This is a genomic window from Streptomyces sp. NPDC041940, assembly GCF_055589465.1.
Genome location: NZ_JBVJBP010000001.1, coordinates 97,091 through 121,422, shown reverse-complemented (window position 1 = coordinate 121,422; position 24,332 = coordinate 97,091). Strand labels below are relative to the sequence as shown.

Sequence of the window (24,332 nt, the reverse complement as noted above, 5' to 3'; positions counted from 1 at the left end):
CTCCTGAAACGGGGGAGTCGGAAGGTGCCTGTCCGTCAGATACTCCCCGGTGTCACGATCCCCGACTCGTACGCCACGATGACCAACTGCGCCCGGTCCCGCGCCGCCAGCTTGCCCATGATGCGGCTGACGTGGGTCTTCGCGGTCAGCGGGCTCAGGCCCAGCACCTCGGCGATCTCGGTGTTGTTGAGGCCGCGCCCGACCAGGCCGAGCACCTCCCGCTCGCGCTCGGACAGACACTCGGGCCCGCCGGTCGCCGGTGCCGAGGGGCTGCGCAGGAACCGCTCGATCAGCCGTGCCGTGGGCCCGGGCGACAGCAGGGAGTCTCCGGCCGCGACCGTGCGGATGGCGTCGAGGAGTTCGGCCGGCCTGGTGTCCTTGACCAGGAACCCGGAGGCGCCGGCGCGCAGGGCGTCCACGATGTGCTCGTCGGTGTCGTAGGTGGTGAGGACCAGGACGCGGACGCCCGCGAGGTCGTCGTCGGCCGCGATGAGCCGGGTCGCCTCGATGCCGTCCAGGTCGGGCATGCGGATGTCCATCAGCACGAGGTCGGCGCGCCCGGTGCGGGCCAGTTCCACGGCCTGGCGGCCGGTGGCGGCCTGGCCGACGACCTCCATGTCACGGGCCGACTCCACGAGCATGGCGAACGCCTCGCGCACCAGGGTCTGGTCGTCCGCGAGCAGCACTCGGACGGTCATCCGGCTCTCTCCCCCGTCATCGTCAGCGGCAGGACGGCGGTCACCTCGAACCCGCCCCCGGCACGCGGTCCGGCGTCGAGTGTGCCACCCACGCTGCGGGCCCGCTCGCGCATTCCGACGAGCCCGAAGCCCGGGGTGCCGCCCGGGGCGGGTCCGGTGCCGTCGTCGCTGACCGACAGCTGCAGGGCGCCCTGCCGCTCGTCCAGCTCCACCCGGACCGAGACGCCGGGTCCCGCGTGCCGGACCGCGTTCGTCAGGGCCTCCTGCACGATGCGGTAGGCGGCGGCGCCGACGGCGGGCGGTGCCTGCCGTATCCGTACGGTCTGCTCGACCCGGGCACCGGCCAGCCGTGCGGCCTCCGCGAGGTCGGGCAGGCCGTCGAGTCCGGGCAGCGGGCCGCGGGCCTCCGGCGGGCCGTGCTCGCGCAGCACCTCCAGCGTCGTACGGAGTTCGCCGCGGGCGCTGCGGCAGGTCTCGGCGATGTCGTCGAGGGCCTTGGCGACCGTCTCCCGGTCGAGCCGCTCGGGGTCGGCGGACAGCACATGGGCGGCGACGGAGGTCTGCACACCGATGAGGGTGATGCTGTGGGCGAGCAGGTCGTGCAGGTCCCGGGCGATCCGAAGCCGCTCCTCGGCGACCCGCCGCCGGGCTTCCTCCTCCCTTGTCCGTTCGGCCCGTTCGGCCCGCTCCACGATGGAGGCGACGTACTGGCGGTAGAACCGCACGTCGACGCCGCAGAACAGCACGGCGACGACCCAGCCCGAGATCTGCAGCATCCGCAGGGCCTCGTGGGCGTTGATGGTGAGCATCACGCTGGTCGAGAGGGTGAGGACACCGGCCCCGACCAGAACGGCACGCAGCGGACGGCCGGTGACGGCGACGGTGTAGAGCGCGATGTACGTGGCCGGGGTCGGCGCGGAGTGGGGGTTGTCGAGGGCGTGGTACGGGGCGACACAGGCCACGACCCCGAGGAGCGCGAGCAACGGCCGACGCCGCCGCCACACGATCGGCACGTTGCACGCGAGAAGCAGCACCCACCCCAGCGCGTCGGGCCCGCGCCCGTCGTCGACCAGCAGCCCGAGGGCGACGGCGACCGCGGCGGCGGCGACCGCGAGCAGCGCGTCGTTGCGGAGGGCGTGCGGGGCGGTGAGGGGGTCGCGGTTGATCGCCGCGATGATCCGGTTGCTGGTGGTGGGTGCCTGCACGGTCACATCCTCAGTCAGCTGCGGGCGGGCGTGCGCGCTCGCCCCGGCTCGGCCTCGGCGACCGGTTCCGGCGCACGCGAGAGCCTCCCCGGCCACCAGACCCGCCGCCGCAACGGCACACTCGCCGTGGTCACCAAGTACGTACGCACCAGGAACGTATCCAGCAGCACCCCCACAGCGATGACGAACCCGAGTTCCACCAGCGCGACCATCGGCAAGGTCGTCAGCACGGCGAACGTCGCCGCGAGCACGACCCCCGCGGAGGCGATCACCCCGCCCGTCGTCCGCAACGCGGTCAACGCGGCCGCCTCCGGCTCGGCCCCCCGCACGGACTCCTCCCGCATCCGGTGCATCAGGAAGATGCCGTAGTCCACACCGAGCGCGACCAGGAACACGAAGGACAGCAACCCGAGCCCCGCGTCCGTACCGCCGAACCCGAACACCGGCTCGAACACCAGCCCGCCGATGCCCAGCGCCGCACCCCACACCGCGACCACCGCCGCCAGCAGCAGCAACGGCGCGACAAGGCTGCGCAACAGGCCGACCAGGATGACGAACACGGCGACGAGCACCAACGGCACGACCACCTTGCGGTCCCTGGACTCGCTGTCGGCCAGGTCGATCTGCTGGGCGCTGGGCCCGCCGACATACGCGCCCCTAGGATCCAGCCCGGCCCGCAACGCCTCGATGGTCCGGGTCTCCGCCGGCGTCTCGGGCGCGGCGGTCGTGAAGACGGCGATCTCCGTCCACCCGGAACCACTCCGCCCGGGAACCACCTCGGCGACACCGTCGGTCGCACGGGCCCGCTCCGCCACCGCCCCGGCCCGTCCCTCGGGCGCCATGACCGTCACGGGCCGGCTGCTGCGCTCGGGATACTCCCGCGCCAGCGTCCGCATCGCGGTGATCGACTCGGGCCGCTCGGTGAACGAGTCCTCCTGCTTGACGCTGCCGGACAGATTGAGCGTGCCGAGCGCGAGGGCGCCGAGCAGCACGCCCCCGCCGACCAGTACCAGGGCGGGCCGGCGCGTCGCCGAGGTGCCCATCGCGGCGAACAGCGACCGCCGGGCCCTCGGCTCGCTCCCGAACGCGGGGATCAGCGGCCAGAAGACGCGCCGCCCGAGCAGGACCAGCACCGCGGGCAGCAGGGTCGTCATGGCGACCAGCGCGGCGAGCACCCCGACCATGCCGACCGGCCCCATGCCGCTGCTGCTGTTGAGGTCGGCGGCGAGCAGGCACAGCAGCCCGGCCGCGACGGTGCCCGAGGAGGCGAGGACCGCCGGACCGCAGCCGCGCAGGGCGGCGCGCATGGCGTCGTACGGCCGCTCGTGGCGCCGCAGTTCCTCGCGGTAGCGGGAGACGATCAGCAGCGCGTAGTCGGTGCCGGCGCCGAGCACGAGCACGGTCATCACGCCGCCGCTCTGGCCGGTGACGGTGACGTCGAACAGTTCGTGGAGTCCGTATCCGGCCGCCATCGCCGTGGCGGCGGCGACGCCCGCGACGCCGAGCGGGACCAGCCACAGGAAGGGGCTGCGGTAGATGAGGATGAGCAGCACGGTGACGACGCCGAGGGTGGCGAGCAGCAGGGTGGCGTCGAGCGTCCCGAACACCTTGTTCATGTCGGTGTTCAGCGCTCCGGGACCGCCGACCTCGGCACTCAGCCCGCCGCCGCCCTCGGCGATGTCGCGCACCCCGTCGACGAAGGCGTCCCGGGCCTCCTCGTCCTGCCCCGGCTGGGTGCTGGAGACCGGGTACATCAGGGTGGAGCCGTCCTGGGACGGAACGCCCCGCGCCTCGCCGCCCGTCAGGTCGTGGGCACCGCTCACCTCGGCGACCTGCTCGGCGGCGGTGCGCCGGTCGGCGTCGGTCAGGCCGCCGTCCCGGTGGTAGACGAGCACCAGGTCGGTCGACTCCCCGCCGGGCAGCCGGTCCTGGATCCGGGCCACCTGGGTGGAGTCGGCGCTGTCGGGCAGGTAGTCGACCGCGCGGTTCTGCTGGATATCGGCGAACTTCCCGGCGAGCGGCCCGAGCAGGACGAGCGCGGCCAGCCACAGCCCGACCACCGCCCAGGGCACGACCCGCCGTCGCCCCGTACGTGCTTTCACAGCCCCCATCTGTCCGGCTCCCTCCGGTCGGGTGTCTGGAACGCTCTCCAGACTCCCGGCGCGCGGGGGCCGATTCGTCGGGCGTGAGGTCGAGCCGGGGGCTACTGCGAGGGGTGGTCCGGGCGGTGGATTACTCCCCGGGGAGTAACGGGCGCTTCACGAGGGCGTACGCGCGGCCGCCGCCAGCAGCCGGGTCACATCGTCCGAGCAGATGGTCAGCGCCGCCCCCACCGTCGCGAGGACGTCCCGCTCGGCCGGGGTGTACGGCCCGTCCGCCAGGGCGATGCGGGCGCCCTGGAGCAGGATCGACTCACGGCCGACGGTGGCGAGATGCGGGGCGAGCGGGTCCAGGGCCTCGTGCAGCTCTATGGCCAGCCCGGCACCGCAGGGCTCGCCGGTGATCCGGCCGGTGTCGGCCTCCAGCGCCTCGACGAGGGCGGCGAGCTGTTCCTCCGTGCAGTCGTCGAAGCCGGCCGCGCGCACGGCCGGCACGGCGGCCTCCAGTGCCGCACGGGACCCGGCACCGCCCGCTGCCAGTACCGCGAGGGCGACGGTGTGCACGGCGTCGCGGAGCATCGCGGAGAAGCGGGTGGTCGTCGGATGGTCGAGGACGTCCGTGCCGAAGTGGCGGCGGCAGGCCGCGCACTCCACGACCGGGCCGGTCTCGCCGCGCGGCAGCACGGGCAGGCCGAGCAGGGTGAAGCGGCGCTGTCCGGTCAGCCGCTGGTAGTTGCGGTCGCCGCCGCAGCCGGGGCAGAAGAACTCCCCGTCGCCGGCGGCCGTCCATGCGATACGGGTGCCCAGGATGCTGGAAAACCTGGCGGCATGGCCGTTTCGTCCCCGTCCTGGCAGCACGTCGCACCTCCGTCACGCCGCACGGCAGCGTCGCCGCGCTTGCGTGATGTTAGCCACATCCATGAGGAGGAGTCAGCACCCTGGAGGAGACCTTTCCGTGACCCTCACAGGGATTGGCCGGTATGTGACGGGGCTCCACCCGCCGGACAACGGCGGGCAGAGCCCCACAATCCCCGTTACGACTGGTCAGCGCGTCGCGCGGTTGACGGCCGAGACGACCGCCTTCAGGGAGGCGCGCGTGGTGTTCGCGTCGATTCCGATCCCCCACAGAACCTTGTCGTCGATCGCGCATTCGATGTAGGAGGCGGCCTGCGCGGAGGCACCCTCGCTCATCGTGTGCTCCTGGTAGTCCAGCAGGCGCACGTCGATGCCGACGGACTGCAGGGCGTCGAAGAAGGCCGAGATCGGGCCGTTGCCCGAGCCGGTGAGCACGGTGTCCTGGCCGTCGACCGTGGCCTCCACCTTCAGCGTGTCCACGCCGTCGGTGTCGGTGGTCGACTGGTTGTTCTTGACCTGGATCCGGCCCCACGGGTTCCCGGGGTTGGGCAGGTACTCGTCCTGGAAGGCCGCCCAGATGTCCTTCGGCGTGACCTCGCCGCCCTCGGCGTCCGTCTTGGCCTGGATGACCTTGGAGAACTCGACCTGCATACGGCGCGGCAGGTCCAGGCTGTGGCCGTCCTTCAGGACGTACGCGATACCGCCCTTGCCGGACTGCGAGTTGACCCGGATGACCGCCTCGTAGGAGCGGCCGACGTCCTTCGGGTCGATCGGCAGGTAGGGCACCGCCCACTCGATGTCGTCGACCGTGACCCCGCGAGCTGCCGCGTCGGCCTCCATGGCGTCGAAGCCCTTCTTGATGGCGTCCTGGTGGGAGCCGGAGAAGGACGTGTAGACCAGGTCGCCCACGTACGGGTGGCGCGGGTGGACCTCCATCTGGTTGCAGTACTCCCACGTACGACGGATCTCGTCGATGTCGGAGAAGTCGATCTGCGGGTCGACGCCCTGGGAGAAGAGGTTCATGCCCAGGGTGACCAGGTCGACGTTGCCGGTGCGCTCGCCCTGCCCGAACAGGCAGCCCTCGACGCGGTCGGCGCCGGCCATCAGGGCCAGCTCGGCGGCGGCGACGGCGGTGCCGCGGTCGTTGTGCGGGTGGATGGACAGCACGACGTGCTCGCGGCGGGTGAGGTTGCGGCCCATCCACTCGAAGCGGTCGGCGTGCGTGGAGGGGGTGGAGCGCTCGACGGTCGCCGGCAGGTTGAGGATGATCTCGCGGCCCGGGCCGGGCTGCCAGACGTCCATGACCGCCTCGCAGACCTCCAGCGCGAAGTCCAGCTCGGTGTCCGTGAAGATCTCCGGGCTGTACTGGTAGCCGAACTCCGTCTCCGGGTCCAGCAGCTTCTCCGCGTACTCCATGACCAGCCGTGTGCCGTCGATCGCGATCTGCTTGATGTCGTCCTTGGAGCCGCGGAAGACGACCCGGCGGAAGACGGGGGCCGTCGCGTTGTACAGGTGCACCGTGGCGCGCTTGGCGCCCTTCAGGGACTCCACGGTCCGCTCGATCAGGTCCTCGCGGGCCTGGGTCAGTACGGAGATGGTGACGTCGTCGGGGATCGCGCCCGGCTCCTCGATGATGGAGCGCACGAAGTCGAAGTCGGTCTGGCCGGAGGCCGGGAAGCCGACCTCGATCTCCTTGTAGCCCATGGTGACCAGCAGATCGAACATGGCGCGCTTGCGGGCGGGCGACATGGGGTCGATCAGCGCCTGGTTGCCGTCGCGCAGGTCGGTGGAGAGCCAGCGGGGGGCGGTGGTGATCCGGTTGGCCGGCCAGGTGCGGTCCGGGATGTCGACCTGCTCGTAGCGGCCGTACTTGTGGATCGGCATGGTGCTGGGCTGCTGGCGGTTCGCCATGATGCGGGGGCTCCTCAGGATGTCCGGATGGACGGCCGACGACGCAGCACCAAGCTCCGCGGGGAGGGGGTCGGCCTCGACTACAGGCCCTCGCCGCGGCAGCTAAGGAGAAGCAGCCCGAAACGCATGATGCGCAGCATGCTAGCCGAGGCCCTCCAGGTGTGCGGATCCGTATCAGTATGCGGGACCGGGCGCACATTCGGGACAAAAAGTGCGCTATGCCACTTCGCTATACCACTCAGCCACGGAGCGTGAAGTCGCTTGTCCGCGTATTTCACCAATCATGGTGGCGACTAGTGACAGCTTCGTCACGCAGTGCAAGGGTGCCGGTCATGACGACTCACGGGGGCTTCGAGCCCGTCTTCTGCACCATCGTTCCGCCCCATGTCCTCGACAAGCTCTCCCAGGCCGAGGACCCCGCGCTGGCCGGACCCGCCCGCCGCACCCTGCAGCGCGACGCCTTCGAGCGCACCCAGCGCCGCCTCACCACGGTCCTCGGCGCGAGCGCCGTCGCCTCGGTCGCCGACGGCAAGCCGCAGCGCACGGTCCACGACGCCCGGCACGGCACCGACCTGCCCGGACACAAGGTCCGCGGCGAGGGCGACAAGCCCGGCAAGGACGCCACGGTCAACCGCGCCTACGCCGGTCTCGGCGCCACCTTCGAGCTGCTCCTCACGGCGTACCAGCGCGACTCGATCGACGGGAACGGCCTGCCGCTGGACGCGACCGTGCACTACGACCGCGACTACAACAACGCCTTCTGGAACGGCGAGCAGATGGTCTTCGGGGACGGCGACGGGGAGATCTTCCTCGACTTCACCATCCCGATCGACGTCATCGGCCACGAACTCGTCCACGGCGTCACGCAGTACACCGCGAACCTCACCTACTTCGGCCAGCCCGGCGCGCTGAACGAGTCCGTGTCGGACGTCTTCGGCGCGCTGATCAAGCAGTACACGCTCGGCCAGACCGCCGCCGAGGCCGACTGGCTGATCGGCGCGGGCCTGCTCGCCCCGCGGGTGACGGGCGTGGCGCTGCGCTCCATGAAGGAGCCGGGCACGGCGTACGACGACGACGTCCTCGGCAAGGACCCGCAGCCCGCGACCATGGACGACTTCGTCCGCACCGGCCGCGACAACGGCGGTGTCCACATCAACTCGGGCATCCCCAACCACGCCTTCTACCTCGCGGCCACGGCCCTCGGCGGCCATGCCTGGGAGCGCGCGGGACAGGTCTGGTACGACGTGCTGACCGGCGGCGAGCTGAAGGAGAAGGCGATGTTCACCGACTTCGCCACGCTCACCGTCAAGGCCGCCCGGGAGCGCTTCGGCGACGGGGAGGAGCTGGACGCCGTGTCGAAGGCCTGGGAGCAGGTCGGGGTGCGGACCCTGTAGTTCCGTACTAGACAGGTGCCATGCGGATTCAGGTGAGGCGCACAGGCGGGTTCGCGGGCATCGAGCGGTTTGCCGAGGTGGACACCTCGGGCCGCCCGGATGCCGCCGAGTGGCACGCCCTGGCCGAGCAGGCGGTGGCCGCCGGCCGGGGCACTCCGCCGGTCGGGGTGCCGGACGGTTTCAGCTACCAGATCACGGTGGACGACAAGACCGTCTACTGCTCCGACCCCCGGCTGACGGACGAGCAGCGCAAGCTGATCTCGCGGGTGCTGAAGGAGGGGGCTTAACAGGTCCTGGGCGGCGGCCTGTTGACGTGAGTTACCACTGGTACGGATGATCCGCGCATGGCGACTGACGCAGGCAACCCGATCCCCCGCTTCCCGGCCGGCTTCCTCTGGGGCGTGTCCACCTCGGCGCACCAGATCGAGGGCGCGGTGGACGCGCGCGAGCCGTCCGTGTGGGACGCCTTCACGGCCGAGCCGGGACGGATCAAGGACGGCTCGACGGCGGCGGTGGCCTGCGACCACTTCCACCGCCACCGCGAGGACGTGGCGCTGCTGGCGGACCTCGGCGTGAACGCGTACCGCTTCTCCGTCTCCTGGCCGCGGGTGCGCTCCGAGAAGGGCCTGGACTTCTACGACCGGCTGGTGGACGACCTGTGCGCGGCGGGCGTCCGCCCGGTGCCGACCCTGTTCCACTGGGACCTGCCGGCGGACCTGGACTGGCTGGAGCGGGACACGGCCGCCCGCTTCGCCGAGTACGTGGCGCTGGTCGCCGAGCGCCTCGGTGACCGGGTGACCAAGTGGATCACCCTGAACGAGCCCGCCGAGCACACCCTGCTGGGCCACGCCCTGGGCGTGCACGCACCGGGCCGGAAGCTGCTGTTCGACGCGCTGCCGGTCGCGCATCACCAGCTGCTGGCCCACGGTCTGGCCGTCCGGGCGCTGCGCGCCTCGGGGGCCACGGACATCGGCGTCGCCAACTCGCACGGCCCGACCTGGGCGGCGTCGGCCGAGGCGGCGGACGTGGAGGCGGCCGAGTTCTACGACCTGCTGCTGAACCGCCTCTTCGCGGACCCGTTGCTGCTGGGCCGGTACCCGGACGGCATCGGCGAGCTGATGCCCGGGGACGTCGAGGCCGACCTGAAGGTGATCGCCGAGCCGCTCGACTGGTACGGCGTCAACTACTACGCGCCGACCCGGGTGGGCGCCCCGCAGGGCACGGAGATCGAGTTCGGCGGCGTCTCCATGCCCGCCGAACTGCCCTTCTCCGTCCGGGAGATCGAAGGCCGCCCGGTCACGGACTTCGGCTGGCCGGTCGTACCCGAGGGCCTCACCGAACTCCTCACGACGTTCCGCGAGCGCTACGGCGACCGGCTCCCGCCCGTCGTCATCACCGAGAACGGCTGCTCCTACCCGGGCGTCGACGACCAGGAGCGCGTCACCTACCTGGACGGCCATGTCCGGGCCCTGCACCGGGCGCTGGAGGCGGGCGTCGACGTGCGCGGCTACTTCGTCTGGTCCCTGCTCGACAACTTCGAGTGGGCGGAGGGCTACGCACGCCGCTTCGGCCTGGTCCACGTCGACTTCGAGACCCAGGAGCGGACCCCGAAGTCGTCGTACCGCTGGTACCGGGAGCTGCTGAAGTCCCAGGGCGCTACGGCTTGATGCCCACGCCGGTCCACAGGCTGACCTCGGCGTCCGTCGGGGCGTCGCCGTCGGAGGGGTCCGGGCGCCAGCGGTGGCCCACGGTGACGCCCGGCTCCAGCAGGTCCAGGCCGTCGAAGAAGCGGGCGACGTCCTCCTGGGACCGGAACCGCACCGGGGTCCCGGCCGAGGTGTAGATGTCGGTGACCTTCTGCCAGGTGGCGGGGTCGAAGTCGGGCGTGCAGTGGCTCAGCGCCAGGGCGCTGCCCGAGGGCAGGACGTCCAGCAGGCGGCGCACGATGCCGTACGGGTCCTGGGCGTCGGTGACGAAGTGCATGAGGGCGTTGAGGGACAGCGCGACCGGGCGGCTCAGGTCCAGGATCTCGGCCAGCGCGGGCGCGTTCAGCAGCGTCTGGGGGTCGTTGACGTCCGCCTCGATGTACGTCGTACGGCCCTCGGCGGAGCTGCGCATCAGGCGCTCGGCGTACTTGAGGACCAGGGGGTCGTTGTCGGCGTAGACCACCCGGGCGTCGGGGACCACGGACTGGGCGACCTGGTGCAGGTTGGGCTCGGTGGGGATGCCGGTGCCTATGTCCAGCCACTGGCGGATGCCGTGCTCGCGGGCGAGGACCCGGGTGGCCCGGTGCATGAAGGCCCGGTTCTCGCGGGCGCACACGAAGATGGCGGGGTAGGCCTCGGCGACCCGCTCGGCGGCCTGCTTGTCGACCTCGAAGTGGTCCTTGCCGCCGAGGTAGTAGTCGTACATGCGGGCGGAGTGGGGCCTGCTGGTGTCTATGTCCCGCGCGGCCTGCGAGTGGGTCATGCCGTGCCTCTCGGTGGGGGGTGGTGGTGCGAGCCGGCTCAGTGGGGCTTCAGTGAGCCGTCAGATGGTCGGCGAGGCCCTGTTTGACCCCCGCGACGAACGCGGTGATCTCCTCGGGTGTGTAGATCAGCGCGGGGCCGGCCGGATCCGTGGACTGCCGGACCGCCACGCGGCCGTCGGCGAGCTGCTTGGCCTCCACGCACTGCCCCCCGTTCGGACCGCTCCAGGGCCGTTCCCAGCCCTGCTCCCCCAGGTCCGACGCGGGCATCCCGTTGTAGACGGTGCCCTCGGCGATGGTCATGAGTACTCCTTCCGCATGCGGTTCAACAGCGCCTTGCTGTCCGCGGACGAGGTCTTCAGAGACAGCCGGTTGTGCGCCTCCAGATGGGCCACGACGTCGGCACGCTGGTCGAGGTAGACGGAGGCGGAGAGGATCTCGCTGTAGACGATGTCCGGCAGCTCCCGCTCCTCGAACCGGAAATAGGTGAACGGCGCGCACGCCCCGACGTGGGCACCCGCGGCGAACGGCACGATGTCGACGCTGACATGCTCCAGCTCGGACGCCTCCAGGAGCCGGTCGATCTGCTCCCGCATCACCTCGGGGCCGCCCACCACGCGGTGCAGTACGGCCTCCTCCATCACCACCCACAGCGTGGGCGCGTCCTGCTTGGTGAGCAGTCTCTGGCGGCGCAGCCGCAGCTCCACGCGCCGGTCGAGATCCCCGTCGCTGTCGTTCGGGAAGCCGCCGCGCAGCACGGCACGGGCGTATCCGGGCGTCTGGAGCAGGCCGGTGACGTACTGCGGCTCATAGGTGCGCAGCGTTCTCGCGCCGGTCTCCAGGCTGACGTAGGCGGTGAACCAGGACGGCATGACATCGCGGTACGGGTTCCACCAGCCGGGCTCGTTGGCGCGCTCGGCCAGGGTGACGAACTCGTCGATCTCCTGCCGGCCGGCGCCGTAGGTCTCCAGCAGCTTCTCGACGTAGAGGATCTTCAGGCCGACCTCGGACTTCTCCAGGCGGCGGATGGTCAGCGGGGTCACGCGCAGGGCCTTGGCCGCGTCGTCGAGGGTGAGGCCCGCGTGCTGCCGGGCTTCCTGGAGGCGGCGGCCGAGGATCATGCGGAGGACGGTGGGTGCGCCGGCGCCGGTGCCTGATCGCGCGTCGTTCACGCCGTACCTCCTGAGGGGCCGTCACCGGCGGGGGTCTGACAAGGACTTGTTCGTTCCGCCAGGCATCGAGGTGAGGCGATACCTTCCTTCTGAAATTATCAGGGAGATGGTTGCAGCGTGAACTGCTCTACGAGCATAGTTACTTGTGTGACCAGGGTGCCGGAAGCCCCCACTCCCCTTTTCCGGCCGGTCCGTTGTCCGCCTCGCCCCTTCCCACCCCCCACGGAAGGCGACCGCCGTGTCCCCCCACACGACATCCACCCCCCGGTTCCTGGACGCGGTGCGCCCGGGCCGCACCCACTGGCTGGAACTGCCGCCGCACCGGACCAGCGTCAGAAGCGCCCGTCACGGCATGCGGGCGCGGCTGGACTCGTGGCAGGTGCCCGACGAGGTGTGCGCGAACGCCGTCCTGCTCATATCCGAGCTGGTGACCAACGCCGTGCTGCACACGCTCAGTGAGCGGATCCTGTGCGGCGTCGGGCTGACGCCCGACGAGCGCTTCCGCCTGGAGGTGCACGACGGCGACCGCTCGGGCCGCGGCATCCCCGACCGCCGGCCCGGTCTCGACGACGAGAACGGCCGCGGCCTGCTGCTCGTCCGGGAGATAGCGGAGAGCTGGGGCATCACCCGCTCGACCCTCACGGGCGGCAACGCGGTGTGGGCGAGCCTGGCGACGCCGATATAGAGAGGTGAGCCCCCTCAGAACCCCAGCTTGCGCAACTGCCGGGGGTCCCGCTGCCAGTCCTTCGCGACCTTCACGTGGAGGTCCAGGAAGACCGGGGTGCCCAGCAGGGCCTCGATCTGCTTGCGGGACTTGATGCCGACGTCCTTCAGGCGCTTGCCCTTGGGGCCGATGATGATGCCCTTCTGGCTGGGGCGCTCGATGTAGACGAAGGCGTGGATGTCGAGGAGGGGCTTGTCGGCGGGGCGGTCCTCGCGGGGCAGCATCTCCTCGACGACCACGGCGATGGAGTGCGGCAGCTCGTCGCGGACACCCTCCAGCGCGGCCTCCCGGATCAGCTCCGCGATCATGACCTGCTCGGGCTCGTCGGTCAGGTCGCCCTCGGGGTAGAGCGCCGGGCCCTCCGGCAGGAGCGGGACGATCAGGTCGGCCAGCAGGCTCACCTGCTGGTCCCCGACCGCCGACACCGGGACGATCTCCGCCCACTCGAAGCCGAGCTCCTTGCCGAGCTGGTCGATCGCGATGAGTTGCTCGGCGAGCGTCTTGCTGTCCACCAGGTCGGTCTTCGTGACGATCGCGATCTTCGGCGTCTTCTTGATGGACGCCAGTTCCTTCGCGATGAAGCGGTCGCCGGGGCCGAGCTTCTCGTTCGCGGGCAGGCAGAAGCCGATCACGTCCACCTCGGCCCACGTCGTGCGCACGACGTCGTTCAGCCGCTCGCCCAGCAGCGTGCGCGGCTTGTGCAGGCCCGGGGTGTCGACCAGGATCAACTGCGCGTCCGAGCGGTGCACGATGCCCCGCACGGTGTGCCGCGTCGTCTGCGGCTGATTCGCCGTGATCGCCACCTTCTGGCCGACCAGAGCATTCGTGAGGGTGGACTTGCCCGCGTTGGGACGGCCCACGAAGCAGGCGAAGCCAGCCCTGTGGACAGCTTCGGCCGGCTCTTCGGATGACGGGGTACGAACGCTCATGGCGCCCATTCTCCCTGATCCCCGGAGCCGCCCGGTACCGGACGTGCGTCGTGAGCTTCTCGAAACCCTCACGCAACGAAACGTCACGGAAACACACCCGTACGCAACCGGAAACGGACGCCGGTGAACCTCTGACGAGCCCCCGCACCGTTGGAGACAACCGTGACCCTCGCCGCCGCAAGCGCCGACACCGGCGACACCGCCTGGCTGCTCGCCGCCACCGCCCTCGTCCTGCTGATGACTCCCGGCCTGGCCCTCTTCTACGGCGGCATGGTCCGCACGAAGAGCGTGCTCAACATGCTGATGATGAGCTTCGTGTCGATCGCCCTGGTGACGGTGGTCTGGCTGGCGGCCGGGTTCTCCCTCACCTTCGGCGAGGACGCCGCGGGAGGTCTCATCGGCGGCCTGGAGCACATCGGGATGAGCGGCCTCGGCCCGGACAGCGTCCAGGGGACGGTGCCCACGCTCCTCTTCGCCACCTTCCAGCTCACCTTCGCGATCATCACCGCCGCCCTGGTCAGCGGCGCGGTCGCCGACCGGGCGAAGTTCGGGGCGTGGCTGGTCTTCGTACCGGTGTGGGCGCTGCTCGTATACGTTCCGGTCGCGCACTGGGTGTGGGGTCCCGGTGGCTGGATCCTGGAGAAGCTGGGCGCGCTGGACTTCGCGGGCGGTCTGCCCGTCGAGATCGTCTCCGGCGCCTCGGGGCTCGCGCTGTGCCTGGTCCTGGGCCCGCGCATGGGCTTCAAGAAGGACTCCATGCGCCCGCACAACCTGCCCATGGTGATGCTGGGCGCCGGCCTGCTCTGGTTCGGCTGGTTCGGCTTCAACGCCGGGTCCGCCCTGGGCGCCAACGGCCTCGCGGCCGCCGCGTTCCTCAACACCCTCGCCGCGGGCTGCACCGGCCTGCTCGGCTGGCTCTTCGTCGAGCAGAAGCGCGACGGCCACCCCACGACCCTGGGCGCGGCGTCCGGCGCGGTCGCCGGCCTGGTCGCCATCACGCCGTCCTGCGGCTCGGTCTCCCTGCTCGGCGCCCTGGTCGTCGGCCTCACCGCCGGTGCCGTCTGCTCGTACGCCGTGAGCTGGAAGTTCAAGCTGAACTACGACGACTCCCTGGACGTCGTCGGCGTCCACCTGGTCGGAGGTGTCATCGGCACCCTCCTCATCGGCGTCTTCGCCGTCGAGTCGATGACCGGCGGCGCCGAGGGCCTCCTCTACGGCGGCGGCCTCGCCCAGCTCGGCAAGCAGCTGCTGGCCGTGGTCGTGGTGGCGGTGTACGCGTTCGCCGTGACGTACGGCATCGGCAAGCTGATCGACGTCACCATGGGCTTCCGCGCGAGCGAGGAGCAGGAGCAGACCGGCCTGGACCTTACGGTGCACGCCGAGACCGCCTACGATCACGGGGTCCTGGGCCACGGCGCCCCGGTCTCCTCCTCCGTCGTCCCCCACGCCCAGAAGGTCACCCCCCAGGCATGAAGCTCATCACCGCGATCGTCAAGCCGTACCGCCTCGACGAGGTCAAGAACGCCCTGCAGGAACTCGGCGTGCACGGCCTGACCGTGAGCGAGGCCAGCGGCTACGGCCGGCAGCGCGGCCACACCGAGGTGTACCGCGGCGCCGAGTACCAGGTCGACCTGGTGCCGAAGGTCCGTATCGAGGTCGTCGTCGAGGACGCGGACGCCGAGGCCGTCATCGACGCGGTCGTCAGGGCCGCGCACACCGGCAAGATCGGCGACGGGAAGGTGTGGGCGCTGCCCGTCGACACCGTCGTACGGGTGCGGACGGGCGAGCGCGGGCCGGACGCGCTGTAGGTCGCGCCCGGCCCCCGGGATCAGTCGAACACGAACGGGCCCGGCGACTGCGGCCCGGTCGCCGTGCAGGTGATGGTGATGCCGAAGACGGTCATCTTCAGCGAGCCGCCGAAGGCCTCCAGGCTGTCGCCGGAGGCAACGGTGCCGCTGAGGGGGCCGACCTCGACGGGAGCGCCGGCGGCCATCGCCGGGTTCTTCGTGCCGGTGAAGGCGACGGTGCCGCCGCCGGACTTCACCAGCGTGAGCGAGGACGAGATCGAGTCCGCGCCCAGGGCGATCGGCGCGGTGATCGCCGAGGACTTGACGGTGACGGTGGCGGCGGTGCCGTTCTGCGTGGCCGTGAGGGTGGCCTCGCCACTGCCGAAGGTGCCGCAGTCCGCGCTGATCGTCGCCGCCTGGGGGGTGACGGCGAGAGCGGCGGGGGCGAAGGCGAGCCCGCTGACCGCGAGGGCCCCGGCCGCCAGTGCCGCACCTGCTGCGATTCGCTTGCATCTCATGGGATTCCGGCTCCGTTTCCGTGGGGGGGATGGACCGCTCGGCACGTGGATGCGGACACACTGCCGAGAGTCGAACCTGACGGTCCGTCGGAACTGACGGTTCCATTGATGCGTGTGGGGCAGACGGCGGCAAGGTTGAAAACTGGCCTAATTACCGCCGGTTACAGCGAAGTTCGGCCAACACGTCAACCGCATGTCAACCAGCGGTCACGGTGGTCCTGACCGTCCCGTCGGGCCCGGCCACCAACACCGGCGTTCCCGCGCCGCCGAGATCCCGTACCGCCGCCCGGTCCTCGGCGGACGCGGTGTCCGCCTCGGTCACGACCGCCGCCGCCTCCAGGGACCGCGCCCCCGAGGCGACCGCCATCGCCACCGCCGTCCGCAGGGCACTGAGTTTCAGGGAGTCGAGGGCCACGGTCCCCGCGACATACGTACGTCCGGTCTCGTCCCGTACGGCCGCGCCCTCGGGCACGCCGTTGCGGGCCCGCGCGGAGCGGGCCAGGGTGACGATCTTGCGGTTCTCGGGGTCGAGCGCGCTGCTGTCGGTCATGATCCGAGCATACGTAGCGACCGTCCCGGCCAGGTCTCAGGGACGGTCGAGGCGGAGGCGGTCCGCCCGCGGCAGGCCCGCGACGACCAGGTCGTACGAGTCCTCGACGAGCTCCCGGACCAGCTGGTCCGGGAGTCCGCCGTCGGCCGTGACCGTGTTCCAGTGCCGCTTGTTCATGTGCCAGCCGGGGACGATCAGGCCCTCGTGCTCGCCGCGCAGCCGGATCGCGTCGTCCGGGTCGCACTTGAGGTTGACCTTCAGGGGCCGCTCGTCGAGATGCGACAGGGCGAACAGCTTGCCCTGGACCTTGAAGACCGAGATCTCCGGGCTGAAGGGGAAGTCCTCCACCGCCGCGTTGAAGGACAGGCAGAACGCGCGCAGCTCCCGCGGGGTCATTCGGGCGTCTCCTCCTGAGCGGCGTCCGCCGGCTCCACCGGCTCCGCGAGCACCGTCACGATCTTGTTGCGGCGGCCGGCCGCGGCCTCCGCCGTCAGACGCAGTTCCCGGCCGTCGGGCAGGGCCACCACGGAGGACGCACCCGCGATGGGGACCCGTCCCAGCGCCTTCGCCAGCAGACCGCCGACCGTCTCGACGTCCTCGTCGTCGAACTCCTCCAGGCCGTACAGGTCGCCCAGGTCGCCGATGTCGAGCCGGGCGGTGACCCGGAAGCGGTCCTTGCCGAGGTCCTCCACCGGCGGCAGTTCGCGGTCGTACTCGTCGGTGATCTCGCCGACGATCTCCTCGAGGATGTCCTCGATGGTGACGATGCCGGCGGTGCCGCCGTACTCGTCGACGGCGACGGCGACGTGGTTGCGCTCCTTCTGCATCTCGCGCAGCAGGTCGCCCGCGTTCTTGGTGTCGGGCACGAAGAACGCCGGGCGCATCGCCGTGGACACCTGCTCGGACTCGGCCTCACGGCTGATGTGCGTCTTGCGGACCAGGTCCTTCAGATACACGATCCCGACGATGTCGTCCTCGCTCTCGCCGGTCACCGGGATCCGGGAGAAGCCGGAGCGCAGGGCGAGGGTGAGGGCCTGGCGGATGGTCTTGAAGCGCTCGATGACGACCAGGTCCGTGCGCGGGACCATGACCTCGCGGACGAGGGTGTCGCCCAGCTCGAAGACCGAGTGCACCATGCGGCGCTCCTCGTCCTCGATGAGGGAGTCCTTCTCGGCGAGGTCGACCAGCGCACGCAGCTCCGCCTCGGAGGCGAAGGGGCCGCGGCGGAAGCCCTTGCCGGGGGTGAGCGCGTTGCCGATGAGGATGAGCAGCGAGGGGATGGGGCCCATGATCCGGGCCAGCGGCACCAGGACGTACGCCGAGAGCGTCGCCGTGTTCAGCGGGTGCTGGCGGCCGATGGTGCGCGGGGACACCCCGACGGCGACGTACGACACGAGCACCATGACCGCGATGGCGATCAGGAGGGCCTCGGTCGTGTTGTCGAACTCCTGCAGGCAGCCGTAGGTGATCAGCGCGGCGGCGGCCATCTCGCAGGCGACGCGCACCAGCAGCGCCACGTTGAGATAGCGGGTCGGGTCGGCGGCGACCTGGGAGAGCTTGGCGCTGCCGCGCCTGCCGCCGCGTACGGCCTCCTCGGCGCGGAAGCTGGAGACCCGGGCGAGGCCCGCCTCCGCGCAGGCGGCGAGCCAGGCCACGACGACCAGGGCGACCGCGCCCAGGGCGAGTTGCGGATTCATCGGCGGCGGCTCTACGAGACCGTCGGCGCGGGGGACGGGCCGGTCAGGCCCCGCTCCGAGCGCCAGCCGTCCACGATGGCCGCCTGAAGGCCGAACATCTCGGCCTTCTCGTCCGGTTCCTCGTGGTCATAGCCCAGCAGGTGCAGCACCCCGTGGACGGTGAGCAGCTGGAGCTCTTCGTCCATGGAGTGCTGCGTGTCGGCCTCGGCGCCCTGCTTGGTGGCGACCTCGGGGCAGAGCACGATGTCGCCGAGCAGCCCCTGCGGCGGCTCGTCGTCGTCCTTGGACGGCGGGCGCAGCTCGTCCATCGGGAAGGACATGACATCCGTCGGGCCGGGGAGGTCCATCCACTGGATGTGGAGCTGCTCCATGGCGTCGGCGTCCACGACGATGACCGAGAGCTCGGAGAGCGGGTGGATGCGCATCCGGGCGAGCGCGTAGCGGGCGATGTCGAGGATCGCCTGCTCGTCGACCTCGGTGCCGGACTCGTTGTTGACGTCGATCGACATGGTGTGGTGCTTGTCTACTTCCCCTTGTGCACGGACTTGCCGCGGCTCTTGTGCCCGCCGTTCTGGGTGCCGTGCTCGGTGTCGTACTGCTCGTACGCGTCGACGATACGGCCCACCAGCTTGTGCCGGACCACGTCCTGCGACGACAGCCTGGAGAAGTGGACGTCGTCCAGGCCCTCCAGGATGTCCTGTACCTGCCGCAGACCGCTCTTCGTCCCGCTGGGGAGGTCGACCTGCGTCACGTCACCCGTGATCACGATCTTCGAGTCGAAGCCGAGGCGGGTGAGGAACATCTTCATCTGTTCGGGGCTCGTGTTCTGGGCCTCGTCCAGGATGATGAAGGCGTCGTTGAGGGTGTTGTGCGTCAGCAGGTAGTCCTGCGTGACGTACAGCGAGTCCTCGGCCGCCACCTGGATGCAGACGGCCTCCTCCTTGCCTGCGGGCTCGATGCTGTCGATGAACCGCATGGGGCGCCCGCCGCCTCCTGCGGCGAGGTACTTGTCGCGCTTGCGGGCGAGACGGAAGGGCTCGATGCCTTCGGGGAGGCGGATGTCGACGACATGGGCGTCGTGACGGTAAGCGACCTCCCGCTCGTTCGCGAGTCCGGGCTTGCGGCCCTCCGCAGCCCTGCGGCGGGTGTACGCGACGCCACCCAGCGACTGGACGAGAGCGATCACATCGTCACGGAGCAGGATCGACGTCGTCGTGTACTGGATCCGGCAGGTGCGGTCCTGCTGCGTGACCGGGCCGCCATCGGAGTCGAGGAGGCCCTGCAACAGGCCCAGCCGGACCTCGGCGGAGTTTTGCAGGTAGTCGTCCGGGACGAACTTGGAGTGGGAGCGCGTGCGCAGGAGGTCCAGCTCGCGCAGGAAAGCGGTGACCGGATTCTCCAGCGTGACCACGTCGCCCGGCGACTTGACCCGATTGAGTACGTAGTTCGGGCCACCGCGATGCCGTACCGCGATGCCGGGGAGAGCGGCCTCCAGCGCCTCGGCCAGCTCCGGGTCGTCCGAGGCGAAGGAGGGTGTGGTGGAACCGGTCAGGCATCCGTCACCGAGCAGCAGTCCCAGCGCGTACGGGTCCATCGGGACCTCACGCTCGGGCATCTGCACAGGCGCGGTGAGCAGTGGCAGCTCGTACCGGCGAGCATGGGCCGCCCGCAGGTTGCCGATCATCTCCTGCGTCTCGAGGACCCGCCACGGCTTGTCGCGGCGCTTGTCGTCGCGTGTCCTGACCGTCCACAGGTGCTCGCCGCAGCACAGGGTCCAGGAGCCGTCCTGGGCGGTGACGCGGTAGATGTCCTTCTCGCCCTGCGGGTAGACGCCGAGCACCGGGGTCGGTTCACCGTTCGAGCCTATGACCAGGTCGCCCACCGCGAGGTCGCCGATGGGGCGCCACCCATCTGGCGTCAGTACGTTTGTGAAGCGCGGTTGCGCCCGACCCCTCATGTACGCCAGCGGCGCGACCTCGATCGTCCCCGCAGCCATCAGCCGCGGGATCGAGTCCGGGTCGAGCATGTCGTGCAGCGCGTCGTAGAGCGGGCGCAGATACGGGTCGATCTTCTCGTAGAGCGTGCCCGGGAGGAAGCCGAGGCGCTCTCCGGCCTCGACCGCCGGGCGGGTCAGGATGATGCGGTTGACCTGCTTGGACTGCAGGGCCTGTACCGCCTTGGCCATCGCCAGGTACGTCTTGCCGGTGCCGGCGGGGCCGATGCCGAAGACGATGGTGTGCTTGTCGATCGCGTCCACGTAGCGCTTCTGGTTGAGCGTCTTGGGGCGGATCGTGCGGCCCCGCGAGGACAGGATGTTCTGCGTGAGCACCTCGGCCGGGGTCTCCTGGCCGTCGCTCTGCCCGTTCTCGCTCGCCTTGAGCATGGCGATCGAGCGTTCCACTGCGTCCTCCGTCATCGGCTGCCCGGTGCGGAGCACGAGCATCATCTCGTCGAACACGCGCGAAATGAGGGCGACGTCCGCTGGGTCGCCGACCGCGCTGATCTCGTTGCCCCGGACGTGGATGTCGGCCGCCGGGAAGGCCTTCTCGATCACGCGCAGGAGGCTGTCGCCGGACCCCAGCACGGTCACCATGGGGTGCTGGGCGGGGACGGTGAACTGCGCTCTCGCCCGCTCCTGCGCGGGGGTGTGAGCTGTGGGTGTCTGAGTCATGGGCCGGCGCTTAAGGCCTGCGGTTCCTCCTCGTCACGGCCGCGTAGCTGAGGGCGGCCTCGCGATTCCAAGGGTACGACGGAGCACTGACAACGCCGTAGGGCTTTTAGGGGTGGGGTTGGAAACCGAGGCGACGGTTTCCCTTAACCGGAGACCTCCGGCAGGCCAGGACGTCACGCCGAGCGCCGGAACCCGATCGTGGGAACAGCCCTTCGCAACGGCCAGGGCCGCACAAGCTTCTCCGGCACAAGCCCTGCAAGGAACCCGTACCGCCGCAACGCCGTCGCCGACTGCCCCTGGACCGACTGCACCTTCCGCCACCACCCCGCGATCTCCGACCACCCCGGCGCCGACAACGACCCGCCGAACTCCTGCACCGACAGCGCCGCGGTCAGCCCCGCGAAGGCCAGCCGGTCCGCGAGCGGCCAGTCCGCCAGCGTCGCGGTCACGAACCCGGCGACGAACACGTCACCGGCCCCGGTCGGATCGAGCGCCTCGACCTCGATGGCCGGCACCTCGGCGGTCTGCCCCGTACGCCGGTCCACCGCGTAGGCCCCGTCCGCCCCGAGCGTGACCACCGCGAGCGGCACGTACTCGGTCAGGGCGTGCGCCGCGGCCCGCGGGCAGTCGGCGCCCGTGTACCGCATCGCCTCCTGCGCGTTCGGCAGGAACGCCTCGCAGTGCCTCAGGTCGGGCAGTGCCGCCAGGTCCCACGCGCCGGTGTCGTCCCAGCCGACGTCGCCGAAGACCCGGGTGCCCTTGCTCGCGGCCTGGGCGATCCAGGGCGCGCTGACGCCCGGGGCGAGGGAGGCTACGGCGGCACGGGCGCGGGGCGGGCACTCGGGGGCCGGTTCCTCCGGGGGCGGCTCATGGCCGTGCGAGACCATCGTGCGCTCCCCCTCGTACGCCATGGAGACGGTCACCGGGGAGTGCCAGCCGGGCACCGTGCGCGACGGGGAGAGGTCGATGCCCTCGCCGTGCTCCAGGGCGTCCCAGCAGTAGTCGCCGTAGTGGTCGTCGCCGAAGGCCGCCGCGAGGGACGTCCTGAGGCCGAGGCGGGCCAGCGCGGTCGCCATGTTGGCGACGCCGCCGGGGCTCGACCCCATTCCGCGTGCCCAGGACTCGGTCCCGCGCACCGGGGCGGAGTCGAGCCCGGTGAAGATGATGTCGAGGAAGACGGTGCCGGTGAGATAGACATCCCAGGGCGGGTCGTCCGGCACGCGCAGCGGGGCGAGGGGATCGACCTGGTTCTGGCGGTGCGATCCCTTTCTCGGGCCCTTTCCGGCCGGGGCGGTGGACGCGGTCACGGTGCGCTCCCTGACGTGGTGCGGATCAGGCCAGTCTGCACCACACCACCGACAGCGTGACGTCGATCACGCGGTCATGTCCTACCAGCGGGGCATCGAGGGCGTCACCCACTCCGGGTCGGCGATCCGCATGGCCGCCGCGTCGTCGCGGTCGCGCAGCGCGCCGTCGTCGTCCAGCCACCGCCGGTGCAGTACGGCGAGGCGCTCGCGGTCGAGCTCCACGCCGAGGCCGGGCACGTCCGGCACCGCGACCTTGCCGCCCTCGAAGGTGAGCCGCTCGGTGAGGACGTCCTCCGACTGCCAGGGGTAGTGGGAGTCGCAGGCGTGGTGGAGGTCGGGGACGGTGGCCGCCACGTGGGTCATCGCGGCGAGCGAGATGCCCAGGTGGGTGTTGGAGTGCATCGACACGCCGACGCCGAAGGTGCGGCAGACGGCGGCGAGCTGCTGGGTGTTGCGCAGTCCGCCCCAGTAGTGGTGGTCGGAGAGGACCACCTGCACGGCGCCCTTGGTGAACGCCTCCTTGATCTCGGCGAAGGTCGTCACGCACATGTTGGTGGCGAGCGGCACGCCTGTGCGCTCGGCGACCTCGGCCATGGCGGGGGTGCCGAGCGCGGGGTCCTCCAGGTACTCCAGGACCTCCCCGAGCTCCCGGGCGACCTTGACCGACGTCTCGACGGACCAGGCGCCGTTGGGGTCGAGCCGCAGCGGATGCCCGGGGAAGGCCTCGGCGAGCGCGCGTACGGCCGCGATCTCCTCGTCGGGCGGGAAGACGCCGCCCTTGAGCTTGAAGGAGGTGAAGCCGTAGCGCTCCTTGAAGCGGCGGGCCTGTTCCACCACGCCCGCCGGGTCGACGGCGGCGCCCCAGTCGTCCTTCTCGGCCGCCACGCCCTCCGGGTGGTCCGCCCACTTGTAGAACAGGTAGGCGCTGTACTCGACGGCGTCGCGCACCTTGCCGCCGAGCAGCGCGTGCACGGGCAGTCCGAGCGCCTTGCCGAGGGCGTCGAGGCAGGCGACCTCGAAGCCGGAGACGACGGACAGCCGCAGCTTGTCGGCGGTCTGGACGCCCCGCAGCCCGCCGACGTCGACGGCGTTCTCGACCCGGGAGCGGTCGACGGCGACCTGGTCCGCGAGGGTGAACAGGCCGTTCAGATCGCTGACCTGGTGCCCCTTCAGCCGCTCGGCGAAGGGGCGGGCCAGTTCCAGGTACTTGGCGTCGCCGTAGGTCTCCCCGACGCCCGTGATCCCGTCGGCCGTGACGACCTCGACGATCAGCCGGGGCGTGTACGGCTGGTGCACGCCCTGCGTGTTCAGCAGCGGCGGGTCGGCGACCAGGATCGGCGTCAGCCGTACGTCCGTGATGGTGAGGTTCACAGGGCGACTCCCACGAGGTCGAGGCCGGTGGTGAGGACGGTGGTGAGTGTCGCCAGGTCGGCGGGCGAGGGGTCGGTGAGCGGGGCGCGGACCGGCCCGACCCGGTGGCCGCGCAGCCGGGCCGCCGCCTTCACCAGCGACACGGCGTACCCGGGGACGCGGTCGCGCAGTTCGACGAGCGGGACGTAGAAGTCGCGCAGCAGCTTGTCGACCGTGCCGTGGTCGCCGTCGCGCAGGGCGGCGAAGAAGGCGTCGGCGATCTCGGGAGCGAAGGCGTGCACGGCGGAGGAGTAGGCGGGGACGCCGACGGTGGCGTAGGCCCGGGCCTGAATCTCGGCGGTGGCGGCGCCGTTGAAGAACAGGAAGTCCTCGGGGGCCGCGAGCGTGAGGCGCTGGAGCCGGTCGAGGTCGCTGTGGCCGTCCTTGAGGCCGATGACGTTCGGCAGGGCGGCGATGCGCCGGAGCGACTCGGCGGTGAAGGCGACCTGGCCGCGCTGGTAGGCGATCAGCGGCAGCCGGGTGCGGGCGGCGATCTGTTCCAGCTGGGCGACCAGGCCGTCCTGCGGGGCGGCGACGAGGTAGTGCGGCAGCACGAGGAGGGCGTCGGCGCCGGCGTCCTCGGCGATGCGCGCGAACCGCACGGCCTGCGCCCAGCCGTATCCGATGCCGGCCACGACGGGTACGCGGCCCGCCGCCTCCTCGACGGTGATGGTGACGACCTGCCGGTACTCGTCCTCGTCCAGCGAGAAGAACTCGCCGGTGCCGCAGGCGGGGAAGACGGCGCCGGGCGAGGCGGCGAGCCGCTGCGCGACGTAGGCGCGGAAGCCCTCCGGGTCGAGGGTGCCGTCGTCGCGGAAGCCGGTCAGCGGGAACGACAGCACGCCACCGGCCATGCCGTCCCGCAGCCGCTGCGCGACCGCTTCCGGTCCAGCGCCAGCGCTCACGTCATCTCCTTATGTAGACGTCATCTATATATG

The 24,332-nt window shown here is 71.0% G+C and carries 24 protein-coding genes; 6 read left to right on the top strand and 18 right to left on the bottom strand.

Going from position 1 to position 24,332, the window contains the following annotated elements; translation table 11 throughout:
* Positions 1 to 35: 35 nt before the first annotated feature.
* From ACZ6I3_RS00510 to leuA, 5 genes are all read right to left on the bottom strand, one after another.
* The gene (locus ACZ6I3_RS00510; protein ID WP_469410653.1) at positions 36 to 698 is read right to left on the bottom strand and encodes a response regulator transcription factor; all 663 of its coding nucleotides are present in this window, start codon (positions 696 to 698) and stop codon (positions 36 to 38) included.
* The gene (locus ACZ6I3_RS00505) at positions 695 to 1,903 is read right to left on the bottom strand and encodes a sensor histidine kinase (RefSeq protein WP_469410652.1); all 1,209 of its coding nucleotides are present in this window, start codon (positions 1,901 to 1,903) and stop codon (positions 695 to 697) included. The genes ACZ6I3_RS00510 and ACZ6I3_RS00505 overlap by 4 nt, the downstream gene beginning before the upstream one ends.
* A 14-nt stretch (positions 1,904 to 1,917) precedes the next feature.
* On the bottom strand, positions 1,918 to 4,014 hold the full coding sequence (locus ACZ6I3_RS00500; RefSeq protein WP_469410651.1) for an MMPL family transporter: 2,097 nt from the start codon (positions 4,012 to 4,014) through the stop codon (positions 1,918 to 1,920).
* 147 nt (positions 4,015 to 4,161) lie between these two features.
* Positions 4,162 to 4,860, bottom strand: a complete 699-nt coding sequence (locus ACZ6I3_RS00495; RefSeq protein WP_469410650.1) for a tellurite resistance TerB family protein — start codon at positions 4,858 to 4,860, stop codon at positions 4,162 to 4,164.
* Between the two features lie 186 nt (positions 4,861 to 5,046).
* Positions 5,047 to 6,768, bottom strand: a complete 1,722-nt coding sequence (gene leuA, locus ACZ6I3_RS00490) for a 2-isopropylmalate synthase (RefSeq protein WP_469410649.1) — start codon at positions 6,766 to 6,768, stop codon at positions 5,047 to 5,049.
* Between the two features lie 332 nt (positions 6,769 to 7,100).
* Here leuA and ACZ6I3_RS00485 point away from each other — a divergent pair, with 332 nt between their 5' ends.
* The 3 genes from ACZ6I3_RS00485 to ACZ6I3_RS00475 are packed head-to-tail and all read left to right on the top strand — an operon-like array spanning position 7,101 to position 9,829.
* Positions 7,101 to 8,162, top strand: coding sequence for a M4 family metallopeptidase (locus tag ACZ6I3_RS00485; protein ID WP_468191668.1), 1,062 nt, complete (start codon positions 7,101 to 7,103; stop codon positions 8,160 to 8,162).
* A 20-nt stretch (positions 8,163 to 8,182) separates the two neighbouring features.
* Entirely contained in the window at positions 8,183 to 8,449 is a 267-nt protein-coding gene (locus ACZ6I3_RS00480) for a protealysin inhibitor emfourin (RefSeq protein WP_469410648.1), read from the top strand.
* Positions 8,450 to 8,506: 57 nt separating this feature from the next.
* Positions 8,507 to 9,829, top strand: coding sequence for a GH1 family beta-glucosidase (locus tag ACZ6I3_RS00475; RefSeq protein ID WP_469410647.1), 1,323 nt, complete (start codon positions 8,507 to 8,509; stop codon positions 9,827 to 9,829).
* Here ACZ6I3_RS00475 and ACZ6I3_RS00470 read toward each other — a convergent pair.
* From ACZ6I3_RS00470 to ACZ6I3_RS00460, 3 genes are read right to left on the bottom strand one after another with little or no spacing between them, the layout of a single operon-like run.
* Positions 9,819 to 10,631: an SAM-dependent methyltransferase gene (locus tag ACZ6I3_RS00470; protein ID WP_469410646.1), complete on the bottom strand. Its 813-nt coding sequence runs from the start codon at positions 10,629 to 10,631 to the stop codon at positions 9,819 to 9,821. The genes ACZ6I3_RS00475 and ACZ6I3_RS00470 overlap by 11 nt on opposite strands.
* Positions 10,632 to 10,680: 49 nt before the next feature.
* On the bottom strand, positions 10,681 to 10,932 hold the full coding sequence (locus ACZ6I3_RS00465; protein WP_189723446.1) for a DUF397 domain-containing protein: 252 nt from the start codon (positions 10,930 to 10,932) through the stop codon (positions 10,681 to 10,683).
* Positions 10,929 to 11,801, bottom strand: coding sequence for a helix-turn-helix domain-containing protein (locus ACZ6I3_RS00460; protein WP_469410645.1), 873 nt, complete (start codon positions 11,799 to 11,801; stop codon positions 10,929 to 10,931). Before ACZ6I3_RS00460 ends, ACZ6I3_RS00465 begins: the two co-directional genes overlap by 4 nt.
* Before the next feature lie 238 nt (positions 11,802 to 12,039).
* Between ACZ6I3_RS00460 and ACZ6I3_RS00455 the strand changes: the two genes are divergently transcribed.
* Positions 12,040 to 12,486, top strand: coding sequence for an ATP-binding protein (locus ACZ6I3_RS00455; protein ID WP_469410644.1), 447 nt, complete (start codon positions 12,040 to 12,042; stop codon positions 12,484 to 12,486).
* A 14-nt stretch (positions 12,487 to 12,500) separates the two neighbouring features.
* Here ACZ6I3_RS00455 and era read toward each other — a convergent pair whose 3' ends face one another.
* Positions 12,501 to 13,463: a GTPase Era gene (gene era, locus ACZ6I3_RS00450; RefSeq protein ID WP_469410643.1), complete on the bottom strand. Its 963-nt coding sequence runs from the start codon at positions 13,461 to 13,463 to the stop codon at positions 12,501 to 12,503.
* 153 nt (positions 13,464 to 13,616) lie between these two features.
* Between era and ACZ6I3_RS00445 the strand changes: the two genes are divergently transcribed.
* Positions 13,617 to 14,927 (top strand): ammonium transporter, encoded by a 1,311-nt coding sequence (locus ACZ6I3_RS00445; RefSeq protein WP_469410642.1) that lies wholly within the window; start codon positions 13,617 to 13,619, stop codon positions 14,925 to 14,927.
* Positions 14,924 to 15,262: a P-II family nitrogen regulator gene (locus ACZ6I3_RS00440; protein WP_114252339.1), complete on the top strand. Its 339-nt coding sequence runs from the start codon at positions 14,924 to 14,926 to the stop codon at positions 15,260 to 15,262. The genes ACZ6I3_RS00445 and ACZ6I3_RS00440 overlap by 4 nt, the downstream gene beginning before the upstream one ends.
* Before the next feature lie 20 nt (positions 15,263 to 15,282).
* Here ACZ6I3_RS00440 and ACZ6I3_RS00435 read toward each other — a convergent pair whose 3' ends face one another.
* From ACZ6I3_RS00435 to ACZ6I3_RS00395, 9 genes are all read right to left on the bottom strand, one after another.
* Positions 15,283 to 15,759, bottom strand: coding sequence for a hypothetical protein (locus ACZ6I3_RS00435; protein WP_469410641.1), 477 nt, complete (start codon positions 15,757 to 15,759; stop codon positions 15,283 to 15,285).
* Between the two features lie 196 nt (positions 15,760 to 15,955).
* On the bottom strand, positions 15,956 to 16,309 hold the full coding sequence (locus ACZ6I3_RS00430; protein WP_469410640.1) for a cytidine deaminase: 354 nt from the start codon (positions 16,307 to 16,309) through the stop codon (positions 15,956 to 15,958).
* A 36-nt stretch (positions 16,310 to 16,345) separates the two neighbouring features.
* Positions 16,346 to 16,705 carry an MmcQ/YjbR family DNA-binding protein gene (locus tag ACZ6I3_RS00425; protein WP_469410639.1) on the bottom strand — a complete coding sequence of 120 codons (360 nt, stop codon included), beginning with the start codon at positions 16,703 to 16,705 and terminating at the stop codon, positions 16,346 to 16,348.
* Entirely contained in the window at positions 16,702 to 18,006 is a 1,305-nt protein-coding gene (locus tag ACZ6I3_RS00420; protein ID WP_469410638.1) for a hemolysin family protein, read from the bottom strand. Before ACZ6I3_RS00420 ends, ACZ6I3_RS00425 begins: the two co-directional genes overlap by 4 nt.
* A gap of 11 nt (positions 18,007 to 18,017) precedes the next feature.
* Complete coding sequence (gene ybeY / locus ACZ6I3_RS00415) at positions 18,018 to 18,515, bottom strand: rRNA maturation RNase YbeY (protein WP_248500566.1); 498 nt, start codon at positions 18,513 to 18,515, stop codon at positions 18,018 to 18,020.
* A 14-nt stretch (positions 18,516 to 18,529) separates the two neighbouring features.
* Entirely contained in the window at positions 18,530 to 20,677 is a 2,148-nt protein-coding gene (locus tag ACZ6I3_RS00410; RefSeq protein ID WP_469410637.1) for a PhoH family protein, read from the bottom strand.
* Between the two features lie 173 nt (positions 20,678 to 20,850).
* Positions 20,851 to 21,984, bottom strand: coding sequence for a carbohydrate kinase family protein (locus ACZ6I3_RS00405; RefSeq protein WP_469410636.1), 1,134 nt, complete (start codon positions 21,982 to 21,984; stop codon positions 20,851 to 20,853).
* An 81-nt stretch (positions 21,985 to 22,065) separates the two neighbouring features.
* Positions 22,066 to 23,355: a glucarate dehydratase family protein gene (locus ACZ6I3_RS00400; RefSeq protein ID WP_469410635.1), complete on the bottom strand. Its 1,290-nt coding sequence runs from the start codon at positions 23,353 to 23,355 to the stop codon at positions 22,066 to 22,068.
* Positions 23,352 to 24,248: a 5-dehydro-4-deoxyglucarate dehydratase gene (locus tag ACZ6I3_RS00395; RefSeq protein WP_469411647.1), complete on the bottom strand. Its 897-nt coding sequence runs from the start codon at positions 24,246 to 24,248 to the stop codon at positions 23,352 to 23,354. The genes ACZ6I3_RS00400 and ACZ6I3_RS00395 overlap by 4 nt, the downstream gene beginning before the upstream one ends.
* Between the last annotated feature and the right edge of the window lie 84 nt (positions 24,249 to 24,332).

Excerpts from the sequence above, each read along its gene's own strand:
- ACZ6I3_RS00510 (WP_469410653.1), bottom strand. The coding sequence starts at position 698 with ATGACCGTCCGAGTGCTGCTCGCGGACGACCAGACCCTGGTGCGCGAG.
- ACZ6I3_RS00500 (WP_469410651.1), bottom strand. The coding sequence starts at position 4,014 with ATGGGGGCTGTGAAAGCACGTACGGGGCGACGGCGGGTCGTGCCCTGG.
- leuA (WP_469410649.1), bottom strand. The coding sequence starts at position 6,768 with ATGGCGAACCGCCAGCAGCCCAGCACCATGCCGATCCACAAGTACGGC.
- ACZ6I3_RS00485 (WP_468191668.1), top strand. The coding sequence starts at position 7,101 with ATGACGACTCACGGGGGCTTCGAGCCCGTCTTCTGCACCATCGTTCCG.
- ACZ6I3_RS00480 (WP_469410648.1), top strand. The coding sequence starts at position 8,183 with ATGCGGATTCAGGTGAGGCGCACAGGCGGGTTCGCGGGCATCGAGCGG.
- ACZ6I3_RS00475 (WP_469410647.1), top strand. The coding sequence starts at position 8,507 with ATGGCGACTGACGCAGGCAACCCGATCCCCCGCTTCCCGGCCGGCTTC.
- ACZ6I3_RS00470 (WP_469410646.1), bottom strand. The coding sequence starts at position 10,631 with ATGACCCACTCGCAGGCCGCGCGGGACATAGACACCAGCAGGCCCCAC.
- ACZ6I3_RS00465 (WP_189723446.1), bottom strand. The coding sequence starts at position 10,932 with ATGACCATCGCCGAGGGCACCGTCTACAACGGGATGCCCGCGTCGGAC.
- era (WP_469410643.1), bottom strand. The coding sequence starts at position 13,463 with ATGGGCGCCATGAGCGTTCGTACCCCGTCATCCGAAGAGCCGGCCGAA.
- ACZ6I3_RS00440 (WP_114252339.1), top strand. The coding sequence starts at position 14,924 with ATGAAGCTCATCACCGCGATCGTCAAGCCGTACCGCCTCGACGAGGTC.
- ACZ6I3_RS00435 (WP_469410641.1), bottom strand. The coding sequence starts at position 15,759 with ATGAGATGCAAGCGAATCGCAGCAGGTGCGGCACTGGCGGCCGGGGCC.
- ACZ6I3_RS00430 (WP_469410640.1), bottom strand. The coding sequence starts at position 16,309 with ATGACCGACAGCAGCGCGCTCGACCCCGAGAACCGCAAGATCGTCACC.
- ACZ6I3_RS00425 (WP_469410639.1), bottom strand. The coding sequence starts at position 16,705 with ATGACCCCGCGGGAGCTGCGCGCGTTCTGCCTGTCCTTCAACGCGGCG.
- ACZ6I3_RS00420 (WP_469410638.1), bottom strand. The coding sequence starts at position 18,006 with ATGAATCCGCAACTCGCCCTGGGCGCGGTCGCCCTGGTCGTCGTGGCC.
- ybeY (WP_248500566.1), bottom strand. The coding sequence starts at position 18,515 with ATGTCGATCGACGTCAACAACGAGTCCGGCACCGAGGTCGACGAGCAG.
- ACZ6I3_RS00410 (WP_469410637.1), bottom strand. The coding sequence starts at position 20,677 with ATGACTCAGACACCCACAGCTCACACCCCCGCGCAGGAGCGGGCGAGA.
- ACZ6I3_RS00395 (WP_469411647.1), bottom strand. The coding sequence starts at position 24,248 with ATGGCCGGTGGCGTGCTGTCGTTCCCGCTGACCGGCTTCCGCGACGAC.